Here is a 19521-nt window from a genome sequence, read left to right on the forward strand (position 1 = left end):
GAAATGATACAATGAGTTTAATTTCCGGGACCTTTCGTTTTGCAAAGGAGACTGGTATATGGATGGGACCTTTGTCGAGATGCAGATGCAGCGGAAGACCGCTGTGGAATTGCGCAGTGACAAAGGCCCTTTTTCGTTGGGGGAGGGTTTGGTATGAAGCGGATCTGGCTGGTGGGGATGCTGCTGCTGGCAGCGGTAATGCTGTCTGGCTGCCGGGAGGAACTGCCCGACATTGACAATAGTACCATTGACTTTTCCACCTCGGAGTACAAACATATCACCAACGGCGGCGTCACCGAGGATGAGAAACTGCCCTACAATATAGACGCAATCACCGGCGCCACTTTGACGGTGGAGGGACCGGGGGTGGTGTCCTCCACGCCCCTGTCCATCCGGGAACTGGAGAACCGGACGGAGGGCCTTTTCCGGGGGGCCTACGAGGACAGCGGCGGCGTGCGGATCTACGAGGGCGTGGACCTGTATACTGTGCTCTATGAGATGACGGGCGGGGACAGCGGCATTTTCCTCACCGATACCGCCACCCATGTGGAACTGAAGGACTGCAACCGCAACACCCTGGCCGTCATTCCGCTGGACCAGGTGGCCCAGGCCAGCCAGGAGGGCCGTCCCATCCTGCTGGCCTACGGGGTGGGCAAGACCGACGGTTCCCTGGCTGCTCCCTTCGTCTTTGACGCCAAGGCGGAGGGGGAGCACTCCCTGGGCTATGTGGAGGAGCTGGACAACGAGGACGGCTGCCTCCGGCTGGTGTACGATCTGGATCGGTGGGAGGCGGAGGGGGACTATAAGACCTTCTCCAACGTGGCCTACCTCTATGTCCGGGAGGGGGAGGAGCCGGGCTACAAGCACGACGGCGGCCCCTACGGCAGCGCCGACTACGGGGAGTACATCCTCACCTTCCGGGGCGACGCCCTGGGGGCGGAACTGGACCTGACGGTGTCCCAGCTGGAGGCCCTGGTGCGCTACGATGAGAATGGGGAGCCACAGGAGGGCGGACTGGGCTGGCGGGACAGCTACAGCCTGGCCAACAACGCCTACTGGTATGTGAACGAGTATGAGGGGCTGGACCTGTACCGGCTGCTGTGCTACCTGGGCATGGACAGTGCCGAGGAGCTGGGGCGGGCGGAGTCCCGCACCACCATCGTTACCTTCCAGGCTGCCGACGGCCGTCTGTCCCCCGAGTCCTTCTCGGTGGAGGCCCTGTCCTACCCGGACGCCTTCGGCTTCTACAACAAAAACGCTGCCGACCCCGGGGACGGCAGCTATGTGCCCACCAATGCCGATTTGGTGGATACCGGCTACCCGGTGCTGCTGGCCTACGGCGTCAACCGCTACCCCTACACCGTGGACCGGGGGGACGAGGGCTACCTGTCCGGCCTGGCCAACAGCGGCGGCCCCATGCGGGTGGTGTTCGGGAAGACCCAGTACAACCATGCCAACGGCTCCAACCAGGTGCAGTATGTGAGCCAGGTAATTGTGGGAGAGGACGTACTCTATCAGACCCACCTGTACTCTAACGACCCGGACTGCAGAGCCCTGGCGGAGGAATCCGTCCGGCTGGAGGTGGTGGACGAGGAAGGTAAGCAGCTGCTGGAGCGCACCCTGACAGTGGGCCAGGTGGAAAACCTGGTCTACGGCGAGGGGGCGGACCGGGCTTCCGCGTCGGTAAAGGACCGCTATCAGCGGCCCGAGCAGCCCGACCAGTCCGACGTCTACGAGGGCGTGAGCCTGGAATATCTGCTGATGGACTACGCCGGTTTGCCGGGGACGGTGGGAACAGTTACCTTCTCCGGCGGCGGGGAGGAGGTCACCGTGTCTCTGGAGGACCTGTTCCTGCCGGGCTACAACAGCGCCACCGGCAAGAGCGGCCTTTTGAGCGTACTGGCCTTTGCCAAAAACGGCGCTCCCCTGGTGGGGGCGGCGGGGGACGGGGGCTACACCGAGAGCCTGCCCCTGTACCCCACGGACAGCCAGGACCCGGCCACCTACTGGGTGGACAACCAGGGCGGTCCGCTGACGGTGCTTCTGCCCGCCCAGGGGGAGGAGGAGGCCCGGCAGATCTACGGTGTCACCTCCATTCGGGTGGAGCTGGAGCCGGACCCCTACGCCCATCTGGAGGGGGAGGCCGCTGCTCTGGCGGACCGGACCGTGACCCTGTCCGGCCCCGGCCTGACCCAGGAGCTGACTCTCACCGTGGCGGAGCTGGAGAGCCGCCAGACCCAGGCCAAGACCATGGATTTCAGCCTGTTGGACCAAGATGACCTGACCCAGCAGCGGTATCGGGGCATCCCCGTGTATCAGATGCTTACCGAGGCGGGGCTGTGCAACAACGCCGGGGAAGTGACGGTGACCTCCGCCGACGGCACCAGCGTCACCCTGCCCCTGTCCCTGCTGAAGGGGGTCAATTATACCAACTACGCCGCCCCGGAGAAGCAGCCGGTGTGCGCCCTGCTGGCCTACGGTACCGGTCCGGTGGACGGCCAGGGGGGAGCCCCTCTAACCGAGGAGACCGGCGGGCCCCTGAAGCTGGTGGTACCCATGGACGGGGAGGACGCGGAAAACGAGACGCTGTGGGTGGAGGATGTGGTGTCCATCCAGGTGTCGGCCAACCAGGTGGATACCTGGAGCCACACCATGAGCGATGTGTACAGCGAGTTTTTGGACGACACCATGACTCTCACCATCCGCAACGACGACCACGAATGGACCCGGGACTATACAGTGGAAGAGCTGGAGGCCATGGACAGCCTCATTGTCCGGGACGACTATGCCGTGCTGGAGCTGGGCACCTGCGAGGGCATCGACCTGTGGGGGCTGGTGCTCCAGGAGGCGGGGGAGGTGCCCGGCATCGACCAGCCGGTGTCGGTGACGGCCTATGCCTCTGACGGCTATAAAAATGACCTGCTCAGCGTCTTTGCCATGGACGGCCTGGAGCAGGGGGTGCTGGACCCGGAGGGCCAGCGGAAGAAGATCATCATTGCCTACGCCATCAACGGCGCCCCCCTGGTGGACGAGGAGAGCCACGAGGGCTATACCGGCACTGCAGGCAACAGCAGCGGGCCCTTGCGCATCATTGCCGAGACGGTGCAGGGGGCGTCGGTGAAGTATTTCAACAAGCTGGTGGTGACGGTGCCGGGCAGCGGCCCCATCGGGTAAGGAGGGAGCGGATATGATCAAGCATAACGGGAAATCACTCTGCGCCCTGCTGCTGGCGGTGCTGCTGACCCTGAACCTGTGCGCCTGCGGCGGCCAGTCCCAGGAGTCTCCTGCTCCCACGGGGGAGACGGTTACCGACGGCGCGGGCCGGACCCTGGCTCTGCCGGAGGACCCGGCGGAGGAGAAGATCGCCTCGGTGTACGGCACGGCGGTGCCCTTCCTGGTGGCCCTGGGCCTGTCGGAGCAGGTGGTGGCGGTCAACGCCAAGTCCTCCTTCTGGACCGACGCGGTGCCCGCTCTGGATGAGGCGGGCACGGTGGGCCGGGGCGTGGTGGATCTGGAGGCCCTGGCGGCCAGCGGCGCCACCGTGCTGGTCCACCGGGCCAACGACAGCGAGACGGTGGAGGCGGTGGAGCGACTGGGCATCGATGTGGTGTGCATCTCCGGGGAGGACCTGGAGGGCATCTACCAGACCCTCCGGCTGCTGGGGACCTACTTCGGCCGGGAGGAACGGGCGGAGGAGGTCATCGCCTGGATGGAGGGTAAATTTGAGACCATCGACGAGATCGTGGCCGGTATCCCCCAGGAGGAGCGGGTCACCGCACTGGTGATGGGCAGCGAGCCGGGCCGCATTGCCGGGGGCGATATGCTCCAATCCTGGATGATTGAAAAAGCGGGGGGTATCAGCGTCTCCGCCCAGGTGACCAACGACAGCAACTGGATGAACGTGGGGGTGGAGACAGTATTCTCCTGGGATCCCCAGTACCTCTTTTGTACCAGCTCGGCGGCCCTGGACTATACGCCGGAGGAGCTGCTTACCGATCCGGCCTGGAGCGCCCTGGCGGCGGTGGAGGCGGGACGGGTGTACCAGATCCCCGCCCGTATCGACACCTGGGATATGCCGGGAGTGGCCAGCGTGCTGGGCACCTTCTGGATGCTCCATACCATGTATCCGGATTCTTTCTCCACGCAGGAACTGGAGGCGGAGATTGCGGACTACTATACCTTCCTCTTCGGCCGCACCTTTGATGCGGACTACCTGGGGTATACGCTGACATGAGGGGACGGAAAAGAAATCCATGGCTCATCCCTCTGCTGGCGGTGCTGCTGCCGGTGGGGGCGGTGCTGGCGGTGTGTGTGGGAAAGTATCCGGTGACTCCCTGGGAAAGCCTGAGTGTATTGTGGGGAGCCCTGACCGGCGGCGGGTCCGCCGACCAGATGACCTCCAATGTGGTGCTGGGCCTGCGGGTTCCCCGCATCCTGGCCAGCATTCTGGTGGGGGCCGCCCTGTCGGTCTCCGGCGCGGCCTATCAGGGCGTGTTTCAAAACCCGCTGATCTCCCCGGACTTTCTGGGGGTGTCAGGGGGCGCCTGCGTGGGGGCGGCGGCGGCCATCCTCCTCTCCCTCACCAGCGGCTGGATCCAGCTCTTCGCCTTTGCCGGCGGCCTGCTGGCGGTGGGGCTGACGGTAACCCTGCCCCTGCTGCTGCGCAGCCGGGCCAACCTGATGCTGGTGCTCTCGGGTATCATCGTGGGGTCGGCCATGTCCTCCCTGCTGGGCTTTCTCAAATACACTGCCGACCCGGAGACCCAGCTGGCTGCCATCACCTACTGGACCATGGGCGGCTTCAACTATCTGGCCCTGGAGGATCTGCTGCCCGCCCTGCCCTTCCTGCTTATCCCGGCGGTGGTACTCATCCTCATGGGCTGGCGCATCGACGTGCTGTCCATGGGAGAGACTGAAGCCCGGGCCCTGGGCCTGCCGGTGAGCGCGGTGCGGGGTACGGTGATCCTGTGTGCCACCCTTCTCACCGCCTCGTCGGTGTGCTTGGCAGGTACCATCAGCTGGGTGGGCCTCACCATCCCCCATTTGGGCCGGATGCTGGCCGGGCCGGGCCACACCAGGCTGCTGCCGGTGTCCGCCCTGCTGGGCGGCCTGTTCCTGCTGGTGGTGGACACCCTCACCCGCACCATCGGGGCGGAGGAGATGCCGGTGAGTATCCTCACCGGACTGGTGGGGGCCCCCTTCTACGGCTGGCTGCTGTGGCGGCAAAGGAGGGCGGGCCATGCTCTATGAAATCCATGATCTGAATTTTTCCTACCCCGGCGGTCCCCCGGTGCTGGAGCAGGTATGTCTCACCTTGAAGGAGGGGGAGATTTTGACGGTGCTGGGCCCCAACGGCGCGGGCAAGAGCACCCTCCTCAACTGCATGATGGGCCTGCTGCCCACCCGGGCAGGAGCCGTCCGCCTGTGCGGGCGGGACATCACCGTCATGAGCGAGCGGGAGATCGCCAGGCTGGCGGGCTATGTACCTCAGAATCACACCCCGGTTTTTGACTACTCCGTGCTGGAGTTTGTACTCATGGGCCGGGCGGCCCTCCTTTCACCCCTGGCCCGGCCGGGGCCGGAGGACCGGCGGGAGGCGGAAAAGGCACTGGAGGCCATGGGGCTGTCCCATCTGGCCCACCGGCCCTACACCGACATCAGCGGCGGCGAGCGGCAGCAGGCCACCGTGGCCCGGGCCATCGTCCGCCACCCCAAGGTGGTGCTCTTTGACGAGCCCACCGCCCACCTGGACTTCGGCAACCAGCTGCGGGTGCTGCGAATGGTCCGCCGTCTGTCGGAGGAGGGCTACGCCACGGTGGTCACCACCCACAATCCGGACCATGCCATCCTGCTGGGAGGGACGGCGGCAGTGCTGGACCGCCAGGGCTGTCTGCGCTCCGGACCGGCGGAGGAGCTGCTCACTGAGGAGCTGCTGCGGCAAATCTATGACACCCAGCTGCTGGTGCGCTACAACCAGGAGCTGGGCCGGCGGGTGTGCCTCTACCCACCCCTTTAACAGGTACTCGTTCCCATTGGGATGAGAATAGAAAAGGAGAGATGGAAATGAAACGAATGACCGCATTGCTGCTGTCCCTCGCCATGCTGCTGGTGCTGTGCGCCTGCGGCGGGGAGACCGGAACGCCCGATACCCAGACTCCCGCCGGCACTACGCCGGTGGTGGAGAGCCCCCAGACCGGCGGGGAGCCCACGGCGGAGGAGGTGAAGGGAGTCACCATTCCTTCCTTCATCATCAACGTGGGCGGCACCGACATCACCAACGAGACCATGGCGGAGTATCCGGTGTATCAGGTCCAGGCCACCTCGGTGAACAGCGCCGGGACCGAATCCACCTGCGTCTATGTGGGCTTTGCTCTGTCTGACGTGCTGGCCGCCGCCGGTGTGGAGAGCTACACCACTGTCACCGCCGCCGCTGACGACGGCTACGAGGTGGAGGTGGATCAGGCTACCGCTGCCGCGCCCACCACATTGGTGGCCATCTCCAAGGACGGAGAGCAGTTCAAGAGCTCCCCCTGGTTTGCCCCCTGCTCCTCCGGCACTACCGGCGACTACCTGAAGGGCATGGTGGCCATCGCCGTGGACGGCGGCGAGACCCAGCAGCCCGCCCAGAGCGGCGAATCCGGCGGCGAGACCGGCGGCGTGCCCGAGATCCAGGACCGCACCGACAAGGTGGAGTTTGCGCCCTATTCCTTCCTGGTGAACGGCACGGAGGTGACCAACGACACCCTGGCGGGGTTGAGCATCTACAAGATCGACGCCACCGTTACCAACAGCGCCGGGGAGACCTCCACCTCCACCTACACCGGCTATCGGCTCAGCGATGTGCTGGCCGCCTGCGGCGCGGAGGGCTACACCAGCGTGAAGGCAGTGGCCAATGACGGCTACGAGACCGAGCTGGATCTGGAGAGTGCCGACAGCGAGTACACCCTGCTGGCCATCGAGAAGGACAAGGAGACCGGCGAGGAGGGCACCGTCTGGGTGGCTCCCTGCCTGGAGACCTCCTCCAAAGCCTACTGCAAGCTGGTGGTGGAGATTGTGGCCCAGTGATCTGGGACCAACAGGGCCGGGGGCGGAGACTGCCCCCGGCCCTTGCCGGTCAAAGGAGGATGTGGAAATGAGAAGCAAGCGTGTGTGTGGGGCGGCGCTGGCCCTGTGCCTGTGCCTGTCCGGCTGCTCCGGAGGCGGGCAGGCTGCCCTGCCACCCCCGGAGCCCATGGGGGACAGCCCATTCGGGGTGGACAGCAACATCAATATGGAGACCATCGACCAGTATCTGGGCCGGGAGGACGTGGCCTACCGGGACGTGCGGCTGCTCTTCGATCCGGCCAACTACGGCGAGATAGGCGGAGAAGCCGACCTGACCCGCACCATCGAGGGCTTCCGCATTGTGCCCTATCCCTACCTGGCCACCCTCCAGACCCTGCCGGTGTCCGGCGGCTATGAGGGGGAGTGCCTCTATGAAGTGACCTGGGCGGAGGACGGCACCGTGGCCCAGGCCAGACCCCTGTATGAGGAGTCGGAGCTGATCCTGGAGGAGCTGTTCCCCAAGGATCAGGCCATCTTCCTCATGTGCGGCGGCGGAGGCTACGCGGGCATGATGAAGGAGCTGCTGATCTACCTGGGCTGGGACCCGGAGCTGCTGTACAACGTGGGGGCCAACTGGACTTATACCGGCGACCACGCCCAGGAGCTGGTGATCTACCCCGAGGACGCCGACGGGGAGAAGATCTACGCCACCTGGCGGGCGGATTACGCCTATCTGGACTTTGACCGGCTCCATCCCCTGGAGGACGGAACATGAGGCAGGGGGCGGCGGCAGTGCTGGTCCTGCTGCTTCTGCTGTCCGGCTGCGGAGGCGGAGAAAGCGTCCAGGCGGAGGGGGAGTTTCCCACCTTCACCTTTACCCACTATGCATCCGGCGGGGCGGACAGTCAGGAGACGGCGGTGATCCTCTTTGAGCAGAGCAACTCCACCTTCACCAGCTATCAGGTGGCCTTCCCCTCCTGCACCTGCCGGGATTCCATTGTCAACTATATGTCGGTGGCCTATGTGGAGCTGCTCAACAACAAGGAGGACCCGGAGGACGCCGCCATCCGGGCCATCAGCTTTGGCAACAACCAGGGTTTATGGGGGGACAGCAACCCCAATTACTACATTGCCGAGTATACCGAGGAGTATATGGATGAGCATTTTGTCCAGATGCTGGTCAAGGCCACCAAGGCGGACCTGGACGCCTGGGAGGGCTACGGCACGCAGATCGCCGGGGTGGATGCCGACGCGGTCACCGGGGCCTCGGTGTCCACCGGCAACATCACCTCCATGCTCCAGGGGCTGTTTGTCTACCACACCGCCAAATATTATGGAGGTGGGGCGGAATGATCCTGCTGATCCAGGGTGAGATCGGCGTGGGCAAGACCACCCTGATCCGCCGCCTGCTGGGAGACTGGTTCCCGGAGGCCCGGGGATTCTGGACCCGCAAGGAGGCGGAGGGGGATGGCTTTTCCATCTACATCCACCCAATGGGGCAGCCGCCCCGGTATGGAGACAAGAACCGGGTGGGGCAGCGCCTGCCGGGACAGCCCCGGCAGGCCTTTCCGGAGGCTTTTCAGAGGGCGGCGGTGTGGCTGGAAGCTATCCCGCCGGGAGGGGTGACGGTGCTGGATGAGCTGGGGGTACTGGAGGAGAAGGCCCCCCGATTCCAGCAGGCGGTGGTGGAGCTGATGTGCCGCAGCAGTCTGGTCCTGGCCGCCGTCAAGCCGGCGAAAACGCCCTTCCTAAACCGAGTGCGCTCCCTGCCGGGGGCACGGCTATGCCTCATCACCCCGGATAACCGGGAGGAACTCCATCTCCGGCTGAGTGCGGAATTATCTTTCAACCCATAAGACAAAAGCGGCCCGCCGCAGGTGCAACAGCCTGCGGCGGGCCTTTTTGAGGGAATGGTCCGTCTGTACGGACAAGATGAGGGGAGTAGGAGGGATCAGGAACGGGCAGAGCTCTGTCCCTGCTGCCAGTCCCGGTTGAAGCGGTGCTCGTCGATGACCAGCACAATGAGAGAGGAGACGATGGACACACCGGCGAAGATGATATAGGTATAGCGCAGGTTGCCGCCGGTGATGTTGGACACCACGCCATTGACCACGAAGGAGAGGGCGGAGACGGCGCCCTGGATGGGGAAGATCACGGAGTTGACCTTGCTGAAGCCCTGGCGGCCGTAGACGGAGGTAACCAGAGAGGTGGTGAAGTTGGCGGAGCCGCCGATGGACATACCGATCATGAAGATGGAGACGTAGACCAGGATGGTGTTCTCGGTGGCGTTGGCCAGCAGGGAGAGGGCGTACCAGATGCCGAAGAACACCATGGACTTTTTGGTACCCAGACGCTCGTCCATATAGCCTACGAAGAAGGAACCCACCAGGCCGATGCAGGCTACCAGGGAGAGGGTAAAGGTGGCCTGCTCACGGGTGAAGCCCAGCTCCATGTTGCGCAGCACCATCTGGGACACCACGCCCAGGGAGCAGATCTGGAACATACCGGTGGTGATGGCCACCAGCCAGGTCTCCTTGCAGCACAGCAGCTTCTTGGTGGTCCAGCCGCCGGTGTTGTCCTGGGGACCGTGATAATATTCGTTCTGATAGACCTCGTCGGACACGTTGTCGGGATTGAGGCCCCGCTCCTGGGGCGTGTTGCGTACGATGAGCAGACCCAGCACGCCCAGTACGATGCAGCAGGCGGAGATGGGCAGCACGCCGTTGCCGATGCCCATGGTGCCCACCAGATAGGTGATCAGAGGAACGAAAGCCACGGAGGCCAGGTTATGGCCCATGGTGGTGTAACCCATGACGATGCCCTTTTTCTTGGGGAACCACTGGGTTACCAGGTCGCCGCCGGAGATGTAGCCCGCGGACATGACGCCGCCCACCACCACACACATACAGATGGTGTACATGGCCAGATTGACGGCGTTGCCCACGCCCCAGTAGGCGATACCGGCCAGGATCATACACACGCCGGAGGTGATGCGGGCGCCGATAGCTCGGTTGACCTGACCCACGATGATAAAGAAGATGACGCCGACTACACCGGCCACGGTGTTCATGGTAAGCACGGTGCCGCTGAGGATGCCGAACTTTTCCGCGATGGCGGGGGCGGTGACATTGGAGCCGCTGTTGACCATGCCGGCGTACAGCCAGAACATGAACAGACAGTAGAAAATGGTGACCCAGCCGTGAAGGCCGAAGTTGACCACAGAGGACTTGTTGCCGTCGTTTTTACGCGCTTTCATCATCGTTACCTCCCGATCAGATCTGAGGGATACCCAACGCCTGCTGGGCGTTGCGGAAATAGAGCTGTTCCGTCTCTTACTGGCTTAGGGGAAGCTGACCCAGGAAAGCCATCATATCTTCCAGGGACTCGTAGGGATAGTCGCTGGCGAAGAGGATGTGATCCATCCCCAGCACGTCCTTGGTGCACTGGAAGGCCTCCTTGGACATATTGCCGCTGGTGGTGACCCAGATGTTATTACGGAAATAATACCGCAGATCCTGCTTGCATTGGAGAGCGGGATTGGGCAAAAATTTGATCCGGTTCTCGATTCGCTCCATCAGGAAGGGCAGGCCCTCACCCAGATGGCCAAGCACCAGCTTGAGTTGAGGTACCTCATCAAACAGGCCGGATACCACCATCCGCAGCAGGGTAGTCACCGTATCCACGGTAAAGCCAAGGCCGGGACCGGCAAAGGTGAAGCCGAAGCCCTCGTATCGCTGGCCCTTGGGCAGCTGGGGGTGGAGGTAGACGTAGGCGCCCAGCTCCGCCGCCTTGTGGAACAGGGGGCGATAGCGTGGATGGTCAGCGGAAGTATCACCGTAGTTGGAGTGGGTATGCCAGCTGACAAAGCCATATTCCTTCACGCAACGCTCCAGCTCTTTCTGCGCGGCGTCCACATCCCATACCGGCAGGATGGCGCTGCCGAGGAAACGGTCGGGATGGCGGCGGGTCAGCTGATACAGGGCGTCGTTGGTGGCCCGGCAGACGGCGATGCTGTCTGCAATGGGCAGTTCCTCCGCGCCGGGAGAACAGCTGAGGACAGCCTGGGAGATGCCCTGGCGGTCCATCAGTTCCAGCCGCTTCTCACCCACATCCAGCAGCTTCTGCAGCAGGACGCCCTGAGGCATGGTGATGTTGTCCGTCCAGTGGATGATGTCGGTTTTGGCGTCATAGCGGGGGGGCATGGTCCGGCTGGCCAACGCGTCTATCAGGCTTTGGTCATAAAAATGGTTTTCCAGGTCGATGCGTCTCATACCACATATCCTCTCATTGTAATAATCTAAATGAATCATTCGGTAATAATTATTACCGTGGCTAGAGAGTATCATAACAACACCATACTGTTAAGTGTTATTCTGTTATTATTGAGCGAAAAAAGGAAAAATATGTGTTTTAGACAAAAATGGGAGGAAAACCTTGTGCGGAATACTGGAACGCCCAGGGAAGCGGAGAGGGTTTCAGATTGTCTTGACATCATTTGGATAACGGGATAAACTAAGACTATCTGGTTTGGACGCTGTCTGCGGGGCAGCGTGATCTGCACGCAAGCGCCTCTGCGATTCCGGGTCCGGCGGCGTGTACTGCCGGACGGAAGGGAGAAGTGCACATGGAGCATGAGGTCAGAGAAAAGGTCCTGCGGACAGCGAAAGAAATTTTTCAGCAGGAAGGCTATAAAGGGACCACCATCAACAGCATTGCCAAACGGGCGGGCATATCGCCATCCACCATTTACCTCTATTTTCAGGGGAAGAAGGACCTGTTTCAGCAGTTGAATATTTCAGAGGACGAGGCCCTTCAGGACGTTTATAACGCAAATCGCGCCTCCATCCTCCAGACAGCGCTAATCCTATTCGGGGAGCATGGCTACGACGGTGTGTCCATGGATATGATTGCCCGTGAGTCGGGCTATTCCAAGGCTTCGCTGTATCAGTATTTCAAAGACAAGGAGTCCCTCTATTCCGCAGTCATGCAGGAGACTCCCTTCCATTTCAATTTCCTGAGCATCCAGCCGGAGATGGGAGACTTTGACCTGGAGGCCGCCGTCAAGCGCATCGGCTTGGACTATCTGTCCATCTTCAACACGCCGGAGCGGACGGCTTTTACCCGGGCTATTATCCGGGACTCCAACCGCCACCCGGAGATCAGCAATATGTACCATAAAAACGGCATCGGCTATGTGGCCCGGTGCCTGGAGACGGTGCTCAAGCAGTATGCCGATCAGACCCGGCTGCGGGATGGGCTGGACCTCTATTTGGCGGCTAAGACATATGTAGGCTCTCTGTTCGGCTTTGCCATCCAGTACAAGATTGTGGTGGGCATCCAGCCCCAGTACACCGATGAACAGATCGTGGACACCCTGACGGGGATCTTCCTCAACGGAATTTTAAAATAAATAATAAATAACAGCCTCCCGGCATTGCCGGGAGGCTGTTATTTATTATTCGCTCTTGATGGCTTCCAGGGCGGGTATGCGTACCGCCTTGTTGGCGGGATAATAGCCGGAGCCCAGGCCAATGAGAATGGAGAACAGGATAGCGAAGAGCAGCAGCCAGGGCGGGATCACCGAGACCCGGGTCACGGTCTCGCCGCCCACGATGGCGGGCAGGAGATTTTCCATGGATGGCCCCAGTGAGACCAGATTGATGGCCACCGAGGCGATAAAACTGATGACACAGCCGATCAGTCCGCCGATGAGGCCGATGGCCCCGGCCTCTGAGAGGAACATGATCCGGATGTCGGTGACGTAGCAGCCCAGAGACTTCATAATGCCGATCTCCCGGGTGCGCTCGGAGATGGACATGATCATGGTATTGGTGATGCCCAGGGCGGCAACAAACAGGGAGATGGCGCCCAGACCGCCCAGCATCATCTGCTTCTGCCGGGCCTCCTTTTCCATGGGCTTGCGGATGCTCTCCATAGACTCGGTGGGATAGCCCATGGACTTGATCTCCCGCTCCACCGGTTCCACCTGATCGATGCTTTTGACCTTGACCATGATGGAGTCATAGGCCGGCTTTTTGCCCTTGCGGCCCTGGGTCTTTTCCATCAGCTTCAGCAGGTCGGGCATATTGAGCAGAATCCCTTCGGAGGTTTCACTGCCTTTGGAGTAGTCTTCCTTTACCGCGCCTACCGGGTTAAAGGGCAGGGTTATTTTCCCGTTCTGCGTCTCAATTTCCATGGTTATGGGCTGCTTCAGCGGGTCCAGATAGGGGGGCGGAGGGTCTACAGGCTTGCCGCTGTCGTCAAATTCGCCGGTCCAGCGGTCGATCATGTTGTGGCCTTCCGGGCGCAGAGTGTCTTTGAAGCTGTAGGCCAGATATTGACCGGTCAGGATCTCGCCTTCCCGCTTGGGCAGGACGCCGGCAGTGAGATGATAGCCCATCTGCTCCAGCGCGGCGGTATCCACGCCCACCACTGTGGTCCAGTCGGCAATATAGCGTTTTCCTGTTCCGGTGATGAGGCGGATGGATTCCGCCTCCAGGGACAGCTTGGGGGTGAGGGCCTCCACGCCGGGCAGGGCCTTCAGCCGCCGCAGCAGAGGGTCGTCCAGCTTGACCTTGCCCCGGCCGCCCTGGGGGGCGTTGACCGTAATGATGGTTAGATCCCCCATTTCCGCCAGGGTCTTGTCCTGGGCCTCCTTCATGCCGATGCCCAGAGAGACCATGATCACGATGGAACAGCAGCCGATGAGGACGCCCAGCACGGTGAGGAAGGTACGGGATTTGCGGCGCATCAGGTTTTGCAGGCAGATGCGCAGCATATCTTTTTGTTTCATGGCTTATTCCCCCTCGTTGGAAGGCGGGGTATCATCCCAGTCGTCCCAGCTGTTTTCTTCGGTTTTACCGCCCTTTTTCTTTTTCCAGATCAGCAGTCCTCCGCCGCCGACCAGCACCACCGCTCCGGCGGCCAGTCCCACAGTCATCCAGGGGAACCCGCCTTCGTCCATGTCGGGATCAAAGTCGTCGGGGAAATCCTCCGGCGGCGGAGGAGCGGTCACATGGAGGGTGACAGGGAATTCCCGGGTCTGGACCTGCTGGTCGGCGTTTTCGTAGGTGATCTTCAGCACCACCTTCACGTCCCCCTCGGTGTTAGGGGTAAGAGCAAAGCCAATGTTGCCGTTAGCGCCTGCGGTGACGTTGCCCAGGTACTGGGTGCGGGCGGGGGTATCCACCCCTTCGCCCTCCACCGTGGCCTCCAGATTGGCCAGATCATCCTTGCCTTTGTTGACATAAGTCAGCAGCAGCTCGGTCTCCTCCCCCATGGATACCGTTTCCGGCACGGAGGGGGCGTTGATCTGGAAGCGGTCGGGCTGGTAGACGGGGATGGACAGCTTTACGTCGGAGCTGGCCTGGGTGCGCTTCTCACCGTCCACATATTCATATTTGAAGGAGAGGGTCAGGCCTTGCGCACCGCTTTTGCCGGTGGGTACGGCCCGCATGGGGATCTCCTGACTCTGGCTGGCCCCGGCGGCAAGAGCCTTGTAGAAATAGGTGTTGGTGCTGGCGTCCATGGTGAAGGTCTCTCCGCCGTCCACGGTGACTACCACGTTGGAGATGGGCACGGCGCCGGTGTTCTCAAAGGTAAAGTTCAGAGGGAAGGCGCTGCCGGAGGGTACGGAACTCTCGCCGTAGGAATAGCTGCGTACCACCACGTTGGGCACGGAGGCATCCGACTTGGAGGAGGCGTTGGCAGCGATATTTACCTTGTCGGAAGAAGTGGCCTGGGTCATGGTTTCGCCGTTGTCATAGAGGTACTTCAGTTCGGTGTTCAGGGACTGGTTGGTGGAGGAGAGATCCTTGGTAGCCTGTACCTTGACGGAGATGGAGGTGCTTTTTCCCGGGGCCAGATCAGGCAGCAGGAAGGTGGAAGTGGGGTCCATCAGGATCAGAGACTCGGAGGTAGTCACAGACACCACCGGCTTGACCAGGGACGTGGTGCCGGCGTTCTGGAAGGTGAGGGTGACCGGCAGAGTCTCACCGGCGGAGATAGGCTTGCCTGTGGCCGAGCGGGTGACCAGCACCACCGGCTGGGGCACAGTCTCTTTGGCCTGGGTGGGTACCACCACTTTGTCGGACACCGAGGCCTGGGTCATCATACCGCCGTTGTCATAGCCGTATTTCAGCTCGGTGCTCAGAGTCTGGCTGGTACTGCTGTTGCCCCGGGCCACCTGGATCTGTACGTCCAGGGTAGCGGTTTTACCGGGCTGGATGTCAGGCAGCAGGAAGGTAGCGGCGTCGTTGAGGATCATCAGGGACTCAGAGGGAGTCACAGCCACAACAGGCTTGACCAGCGGGGTGGAGCTGGTGTTCTGGAAGCGGAGGGTGATGGTTGCAGTCTCGTCCACGGCCAGAGGATGGGGCAGGGTGGAACGGGTGACCAGCACCACCGGCTGAGGCACGCTCTCCCGGCCAATGGCGGGGATGGAAATCTTGTCGGTAACATTACCCTGAACGGTGGAGACGTTGTTGTAGTAGTTGAACTTCAGATCCACGCCTAAAGATTGGGCGGGGGAGGGGATAGCGCTGGCGCCCTTGATCGTGATCTCCAAGCTGACACTCTTTTTTCCGGCAATGTCCGCCAGGGGGAAAGAAGAAGCACCGCTCTCCAGCAGAAGACCATCGGAGGGGGTAAAGGTGACCACAGGGGATTTCAGCTTAGTGTTGCTCAGGTTTTGGAAGGTGACCTTCAGTTTGACCTCCTGCCCGGATTCAATGGGCTTCTCCAGTTCGCTGCGGGAGATGAGCACCATGGGGGCTGGGGCGGGATCTGGAGCGGAGGGAGGCTCGGGAACGCTGCTGGGTGCTTCATATACCACCGCTTCGGTAATGGTGACCTCCAGCGTCTGATAAGAACTGGCATCGCCGGCGGTGCCCACCTGGAGCTTCAGGCTCTGGCCCACGCCCTTATAGGTCAGGCCAGTGAGCCGGACGGCGTAGACCAGCGGGGCGGAGTCGGAGGAGGTCTTTTCCACCGAGAGGGAGCCGCCAGTAAAGCTGTCGTCCAGCTTGGTAATATCCAGGGTTTTGGGATCGCCGGCCCCGGTGCCGTCGCCGGTATCCTTGACGGACACGGTGATGTTGACCGTATTGCCTTTGCTGATGCTGCCCACCGAGCGGCCGGAGGAATCGGTGACCTGGTAGCCGGTGATGTACAGATTGCTGCCCTCGGCGGCAAAGACTGCGGGCAGCGCCGCTGCCAGCATGGCCAGCAGCAGAAGCAGAGAAACGCCGGTGCGGAATAGGTTATGTTTCATGGGAAGATCTCTCCTTTGGATTGACTTTGTTGCTGACGATCTCGCCGTCGATGAGGGTGACGATCCGATTGGCATAGGCAGCCATTTCCGGATCGTGGGTGACCAGAATGATGGTCTGGTGGTAGTCACGGGCAAAGGTGCAGATCATGTTCATGATCTCTACCGTGGTTTTGGAGTCCAGGTTGCCGGTGGGCTCGTCGGCAAAGACCACGTCGGGCCGGGCAATAAAGGCCCGGGCGATGCCCGCACGCTGCTGCTGACCGCCCGACATTTGGCGGGGAAAGTGGTCCAGCCGGTGGGCCAGCCCTACCCGGGTGAGCAGCTTGCGGGCGGCGGCCTCCCGCTGGGCTTTGGGCACCCCACGAAACATCAGGGGGAGGGCCACGTTTTCGGTGGCGGTCAGGTTGGGCAGCAGGTTGTAGGACTGAAACACAAAGCCCAGGTGCTGCTGCCGGAAGGCGGCCAGCTGATTCTCATTCAGCCGGGAGATGGGCACTCCGCCGATGAGGACCTCCCCACGGGTGGGCTTCTCCATACCGGCCAGCTGGTTGAGCAGGGTGCTTTTGCCCGAGCCGGAGGTGCCGAAGATGCAGCAGATCTCCCCACGGGACACGCTTAGATTGATGCGCTTGAGTGCCACCACCGTCTCGTCGCCGATGGGGTACTCTTTGCGGACATTTTTCACTTCAATGATGGGGCGGCTGCGCAAATCAGGCCCATTCATAGGTGTTGCCCCCTTTCTGAACGGGAGTATACCCGACCACTCTTTATCCCTCGTGTGGGTTTGTTTAAGATTTGTAAAGGTAGGAGAAAGAAAAAAGACGCTCCGGACTGAAAACAGTCCGGAGCGTCAAATCAGGTGGAGGCAGGCGGCTGCCACAGGGGAAGGGTGAGGAGAAATTCCGTGCCTTTCCCTGCAGCGGGACGGGTAGAGAGGGTAATAGAGCCGCCGTGCAGCTCCATGATACGGCGGGTGATGGACAGGCCCAGGCCGCTGCCCTGGCCGGAACGGGCATCGCTGCCTACCACAAAGGGCTCAAAAATAGATTTCATCCGCTGCGGGGGAATCCCTGCGCCGTTGTCCGCCACAGTGAGCAGAGCCTTGCCCTCGGTCTCGGTCAGCCGGAAGAAGAGCATGGTGCCCAGCCGGTTGTGGCGCAGAGCGTTGGACAGCAGATTATCCAGAACCCGGCGGAATTGCAGGGGGTCCAGCTGGCAGCGCAGGGCCCGGTCGGGCAGATCAATGTCCAGCCCGAAGCCCGCCAGATCGATCTCGTCATATTTGTCCGCCAAATAGGCCCGCAGAAATTCGCACAGATCGGTGGGCTCGGTGTGGAGTACGAACTCCGGATGCTCCACCTTGCTGTATTCATGGAAGGCGTCCACCAGCTCAGTGAGGGCGGCCGCCTTCCCCTGAATGGCCCGCAGATAGCGCTCCTGCTCCTCGGGGGGCACCTTGCCGTCGCAGATGGCGTCAATGTAGCCGGCAATGACGGTGATGGGAGTTTTGAGGTCGTGGGAGATGTCGGCAATCAGCTTCTGCCTGCTCTGATCCAGCCGCTGGCGCTCCGCTTCACTCTCGGCCAGCCGGTCGGAAAAACGGTCAAAGCTCTCCCCAATACGCCGGATCTCCCGGGTTCCGCCGCAGTCCCCCACCCGGACCATCCGGCCCTCGGACTGGGAGACCACCGCGTCGTTGAGCCTGCGCAGAGGCCGGCCGATCCGGCGGCTGAGCCACCAGATGAAGAGCCCTGCGCTGAGCAGGAACAGGGGGATAAAGAGGAGCCAAACCTTCCAGGAATCCTGATAGCGTTTCATGTAATCGGCGTCGCTGATCACCGCCTCACGCAGCAGAACGGTCATGGGCTCGTTGTCCTGATTGACAAAGACCCCACGGGTAAGAAAGGCGTCGGAAAACCGCTTGCCGGACAGGTAGAGAAATTCCTGGGGCGTATAGACGGTCTTGCCCTCCTTCAGGCCGCCAAATATGACCTCATAGGAGCCATTCAGCACCATGGTGTCCACCGATCCGTCGCTCATGGACTGACGGATCACCAGATAGCGGGATTCTTTGTTCGCGTTGGACAACGCAAAGGTGGTAACGGCGGCATCTGCATCCCAGAGCTGGACGCAGTCCAGTTCACTGGGGGTGCAGAGCGGGTCAAACCCGAGATCGGAGGAGTAGACCAGCAGACCATCCCCGTCATAGACGGCAAAGGCGCTGCCTGTGTCGCCGGTATAGCGGGTCAGGCTCTGGTAATTGCCGGATAACAAGGCGCTGTCGGCCATCAGACCGGCCCAGTCCGCCGGTTGATAGAGCCGGGTCAGCCACTGATCCCACAGAGAAAAGATCCCGCCCACAATGACCAGCAGGGTGAGGGTAAACAGCAGGTAATTGCGTACCAGCAGGCCGAACAGGCTGCCGGGAACCGGTTTATTTTTCAAGCTTATACCCCAATCCTCTCACGGTGATGATATAGCGGGGGTCCTTCGGGTCGTCCTCCAGCTTGTCCCGCAGCTTGGAGATGTGGACCATCATGGTGTTGTCGTCCCCCTCAAAGTAGGGGCCCACCGCCCCCTCGTACAGCTGGATCTTGGTGAAGATCCGGCCGGGGGAGCGCATGAGCAGGGCCAGGATCTTATATTCCATGGGGGTAAGAGCTACGGGGACGCCCCGTTTGGACAGCTGGCAGGTGACGGTATCCAGCGCCAGATCCCGGACCGTGAGCACATCCTGACCTGTCCGGCCCGCTCGGCGCAGCTGGGCCTTCACTCGGGCCACGATCTCCACCGGGTTAAAGGGCTTGGCAATGTAGTCGTCCGCCCCCAGATTCAGACCCAGAATCTTGTCATTGTCCTGGTTTTTGGCGGACAGGATCAAAATGGGCAGCTGGCTGTACTGTCGCAGGGCGCGGGTCAGCTCAAACCCGTTGAGGCCGGGCATCATGATATCCAGAATGGCCATGTCAGGGCTGTGGGTTCGGGCCAGTTCCAGCGCCTTGCTGCCGTCATCCGCCTCCAGAACCCGAAAGCCTTCGCCTTCCAGATAGAGACGCAGCAGGCCCCGGATATCCGCGTCGTCCTCGGCAATGAGAATCATAGGTGTCATGGACAGCGCCTCCTCGTGCTGTATTGTGCTCCCATTGTAACAGAGGAAGGCGGATTGGGAAAGTCCGGCCCGCGAAAAAAGCGGAGCCTTTACGAAT

General features: G+C 61.7%; 16 protein-coding genes. 9 read left to right on the top strand and 7 right to left on the bottom strand.

Features of this window, described 5'->3' with window-relative positions:
• Positions 1-153: 153 nt before the first annotated feature.
• The 8 genes from IHN22_RS03655 (at position 154) to IHN22_RS03690 (ending at position 8900) form a co-directional block, all read left to right on the top strand.
• Positions 154-3174, top strand: coding sequence for a hypothetical protein (locus IHN22_RS03655; protein ID WP_191433526.1), 3021 nt, complete (start codon positions 154-156; stop codon positions 3172-3174).
• A gap of 13 nt (positions 3175-3187) precedes the next feature.
• A complete protein-coding gene (locus IHN22_RS03660; RefSeq protein ID WP_191433528.1) occupies positions 3188-4234 on the top strand; it encodes an ABC transporter substrate-binding protein in 1047 nt (348 codons plus the stop codon).
• A complete protein-coding gene (locus IHN22_RS03665) occupies positions 4231-5250 on the top strand; it encodes a FecCD family ABC transporter permease (RefSeq protein WP_191433530.1) in 1020 nt (339 codons plus the stop codon). The genes IHN22_RS03660 and IHN22_RS03665 overlap by 4 nt, the downstream gene beginning before the upstream one ends.
• On the top strand, positions 5240-6016 hold the full coding sequence (locus tag IHN22_RS03670) for an ABC transporter ATP-binding protein (protein WP_191433532.1): 777 nt from the start codon (positions 5240-5242) through the stop codon (positions 6014-6016). Before IHN22_RS03665 ends, IHN22_RS03670 begins: the two co-directional genes overlap by 11 nt.
• Positions 6017-6063: 47 nt before the next feature.
• Positions 6064-7065, top strand: a complete 1002-nt coding sequence (locus IHN22_RS03675; RefSeq protein ID WP_191433534.1) for a hypothetical protein — start codon at positions 6064-6066, stop codon at positions 7063-7065.
• A gap of 67 nt (positions 7066-7132) precedes the next feature.
• Entirely contained in the window at positions 7133-7819 is a 687-nt protein-coding gene (locus tag IHN22_RS03680; protein WP_087388165.1) for a hypothetical protein, read from the top strand.
• Positions 7816-8397, top strand: coding sequence for a hypothetical protein (locus tag IHN22_RS03685; RefSeq protein ID WP_191433536.1), 582 nt, complete (start codon positions 7816-7818; stop codon positions 8395-8397). The genes IHN22_RS03680 and IHN22_RS03685 overlap by 4 nt, the downstream gene beginning before the upstream one ends.
• Complete coding sequence (locus IHN22_RS03690; protein ID WP_191433538.1) at positions 8394-8900, top strand: nucleoside-triphosphatase; 507 nt, start codon at positions 8394-8396, stop codon at positions 8898-8900. The genes IHN22_RS03685 and IHN22_RS03690 overlap by 4 nt, the downstream gene beginning before the upstream one ends.
• A 95-nt stretch (positions 8901-8995) precedes the next feature.
• On the opposite strand, the gene IHN22_RS03695 is transcribed toward IHN22_RS03690, so the two are convergent.
• Together IHN22_RS03695 and IHN22_RS03700 are read right to left on the bottom strand one after the other, a co-directional pair.
• Positions 8996-10300 (bottom strand): MFS transporter, encoded by a 1305-nt coding sequence (locus tag IHN22_RS03695; protein WP_191433539.1) that lies wholly within the window; start codon positions 10298-10300, stop codon positions 8996-8998.
• Positions 10301-10376: 76 nt separating this feature from the next.
• Entirely contained in the window at positions 10377-11315 is a 939-nt protein-coding gene (locus tag IHN22_RS03700) for an amidohydrolase family protein (protein WP_191433541.1), read from the bottom strand.
• Positions 11316-11668: 353 nt separating this feature from the next.
• Here IHN22_RS03700 and IHN22_RS03705 point away from each other — a divergent pair, with 353 nt between their 5' ends.
• Positions 11669-12454 (top strand): TetR/AcrR family transcriptional regulator, encoded by a 786-nt coding sequence (locus IHN22_RS03705; protein WP_191433543.1) that lies wholly within the window; start codon positions 11669-11671, stop codon positions 12452-12454.
• Between the two features lie 45 nt (positions 12455-12499).
• On the opposite strand, the gene IHN22_RS03710 is transcribed toward IHN22_RS03705, so the two are convergent.
• The 5 genes from IHN22_RS03710 to IHN22_RS03730 all read right to left on the bottom strand — a co-directional run bounded on the left by IHN22_RS03710 (position 12500) and on the right by IHN22_RS03730 (position 19424).
• Positions 12500-13837 (bottom strand): ABC transporter permease, encoded by a 1338-nt coding sequence (locus IHN22_RS03710; RefSeq protein WP_191433545.1) that lies wholly within the window; start codon positions 13835-13837, stop codon positions 12500-12502.
• A 3-nt stretch (positions 13838-13840) separates the two neighbouring features.
• A complete protein-coding gene (locus tag IHN22_RS03715; RefSeq protein ID WP_191433547.1) occupies positions 13841-16315 on the bottom strand; it encodes a COG1361 S-layer family protein in 2475 nt (824 codons plus the stop codon).
• On the bottom strand, positions 16305-17039 hold the full coding sequence (locus IHN22_RS03720; RefSeq protein WP_087187513.1) for an ABC transporter ATP-binding protein: 735 nt from the start codon (positions 17037-17039) through the stop codon (positions 16305-16307). The genes IHN22_RS03715 and IHN22_RS03720 overlap by 11 nt, the downstream gene beginning before the upstream one ends.
• A gap of 131 nt (positions 17040-17170) precedes the next feature.
• Positions 17171-18760 carry a sensor histidine kinase gene (locus tag IHN22_RS03725; RefSeq protein WP_191433549.1) on the bottom strand — a complete coding sequence of 530 codons (1590 nt, stop codon included), beginning with the start codon at positions 18758-18760 and terminating at the stop codon, positions 17171-17173.
• On the bottom strand, positions 18750-19424 hold the full coding sequence (locus IHN22_RS03730; protein WP_087187511.1) for a response regulator transcription factor: 675 nt from the start codon (positions 19422-19424) through the stop codon (positions 18750-18752). The genes IHN22_RS03725 and IHN22_RS03730 overlap by 11 nt, the downstream gene beginning before the upstream one ends.
• Between the last annotated feature and the right edge of the window lie 97 nt (positions 19425-19521).

This window comes from Flavonifractor sp. An112, assembly GCF_904377885.1.
GTDB lineage: Bacteria > Bacillota > Clostridia > Oscillospirales > Oscillospiraceae > Flavonifractor > Flavonifractor avicola.

What these genes read in the sequence shown, in the direction of transcription:
- IHN22_RS03685 (WP_191433536.1), top strand. Translation starts at nt 7,816, where the DNA reads ATGAGGCAGGGGGCGGCGGCAGTGCTGGTCCTGCTGCTTCTGCTGTCC.
- IHN22_RS03670 (WP_191433532.1), top strand. Translation starts at nt 5,240, where the DNA reads ATGCTCTATGAAATCCATGATCTGAATTTTTCCTACCCCGGCGGTCCC.
- IHN22_RS03660 (WP_191433528.1), top strand. Translation starts at nt 3,188, where the DNA reads ATGATCAAGCATAACGGGAAATCACTCTGCGCCCTGCTGCTGGCGGTG.
- IHN22_RS03710 (WP_191433545.1), bottom strand. Translation starts at nt 13,837, where the DNA reads ATGAAACAAAAAGATATGCTGCGCATCTGCCTGCAAAACCTGATGCGC.
- IHN22_RS03675 (WP_191433534.1), top strand. Translation starts at nt 6,064, where the DNA reads ATGAAACGAATGACCGCATTGCTGCTGTCCCTCGCCATGCTGCTGGTG.
- IHN22_RS03680 (WP_087388165.1), top strand. Translation starts at nt 7,133, where the DNA reads ATGAGAAGCAAGCGTGTGTGTGGGGCGGCGCTGGCCCTGTGCCTGTGC.
- IHN22_RS03715 (WP_191433547.1), bottom strand. Translation starts at nt 16,315, where the DNA reads ATGAAACATAACCTATTCCGCACCGGCGTTTCTCTGCTTCTGCTGCTG.
- IHN22_RS03695 (WP_191433539.1), bottom strand. Translation starts at nt 10,300, where the DNA reads ATGAAAGCGCGTAAAAACGACGGCAACAAGTCCTCTGTGGTCAACTTC.
- IHN22_RS03720 (WP_087187513.1), bottom strand. Translation starts at nt 17,039, where the DNA reads ATGAATGGGCCTGATTTGCGCAGCCGCCCCATCATTGAAGTGAAAAAT.
- IHN22_RS03690 (WP_191433538.1), top strand. Translation starts at nt 8,394, where the DNA reads ATGATCCTGCTGATCCAGGGTGAGATCGGCGTGGGCAAGACCACCCTG.
- IHN22_RS03655 (WP_191433526.1), top strand. Translation starts at nt 154, where the DNA reads ATGAAGCGGATCTGGCTGGTGGGGATGCTGCTGCTGGCAGCGGTAATG.
- IHN22_RS03700 (WP_191433541.1), bottom strand. Translation starts at nt 11,315, where the DNA reads ATGAGACGCATCGACCTGGAAAACCATTTTTATGACCAAAGCCTGATA.
- IHN22_RS03705 (WP_191433543.1), top strand. Translation starts at nt 11,669, where the DNA reads ATGGAGCATGAGGTCAGAGAAAAGGTCCTGCGGACAGCGAAAGAAATT.
- IHN22_RS03665 (WP_191433530.1), top strand. Translation starts at nt 4,231, where the DNA reads ATGAGGGGACGGAAAAGAAATCCATGGCTCATCCCTCTGCTGGCGGTG.
- IHN22_RS03730 (WP_087187511.1), bottom strand. Translation starts at nt 19,424, where the DNA reads ATGACACCTATGATTCTCATTGCCGAGGACGACGCGGATATCCGGGGC.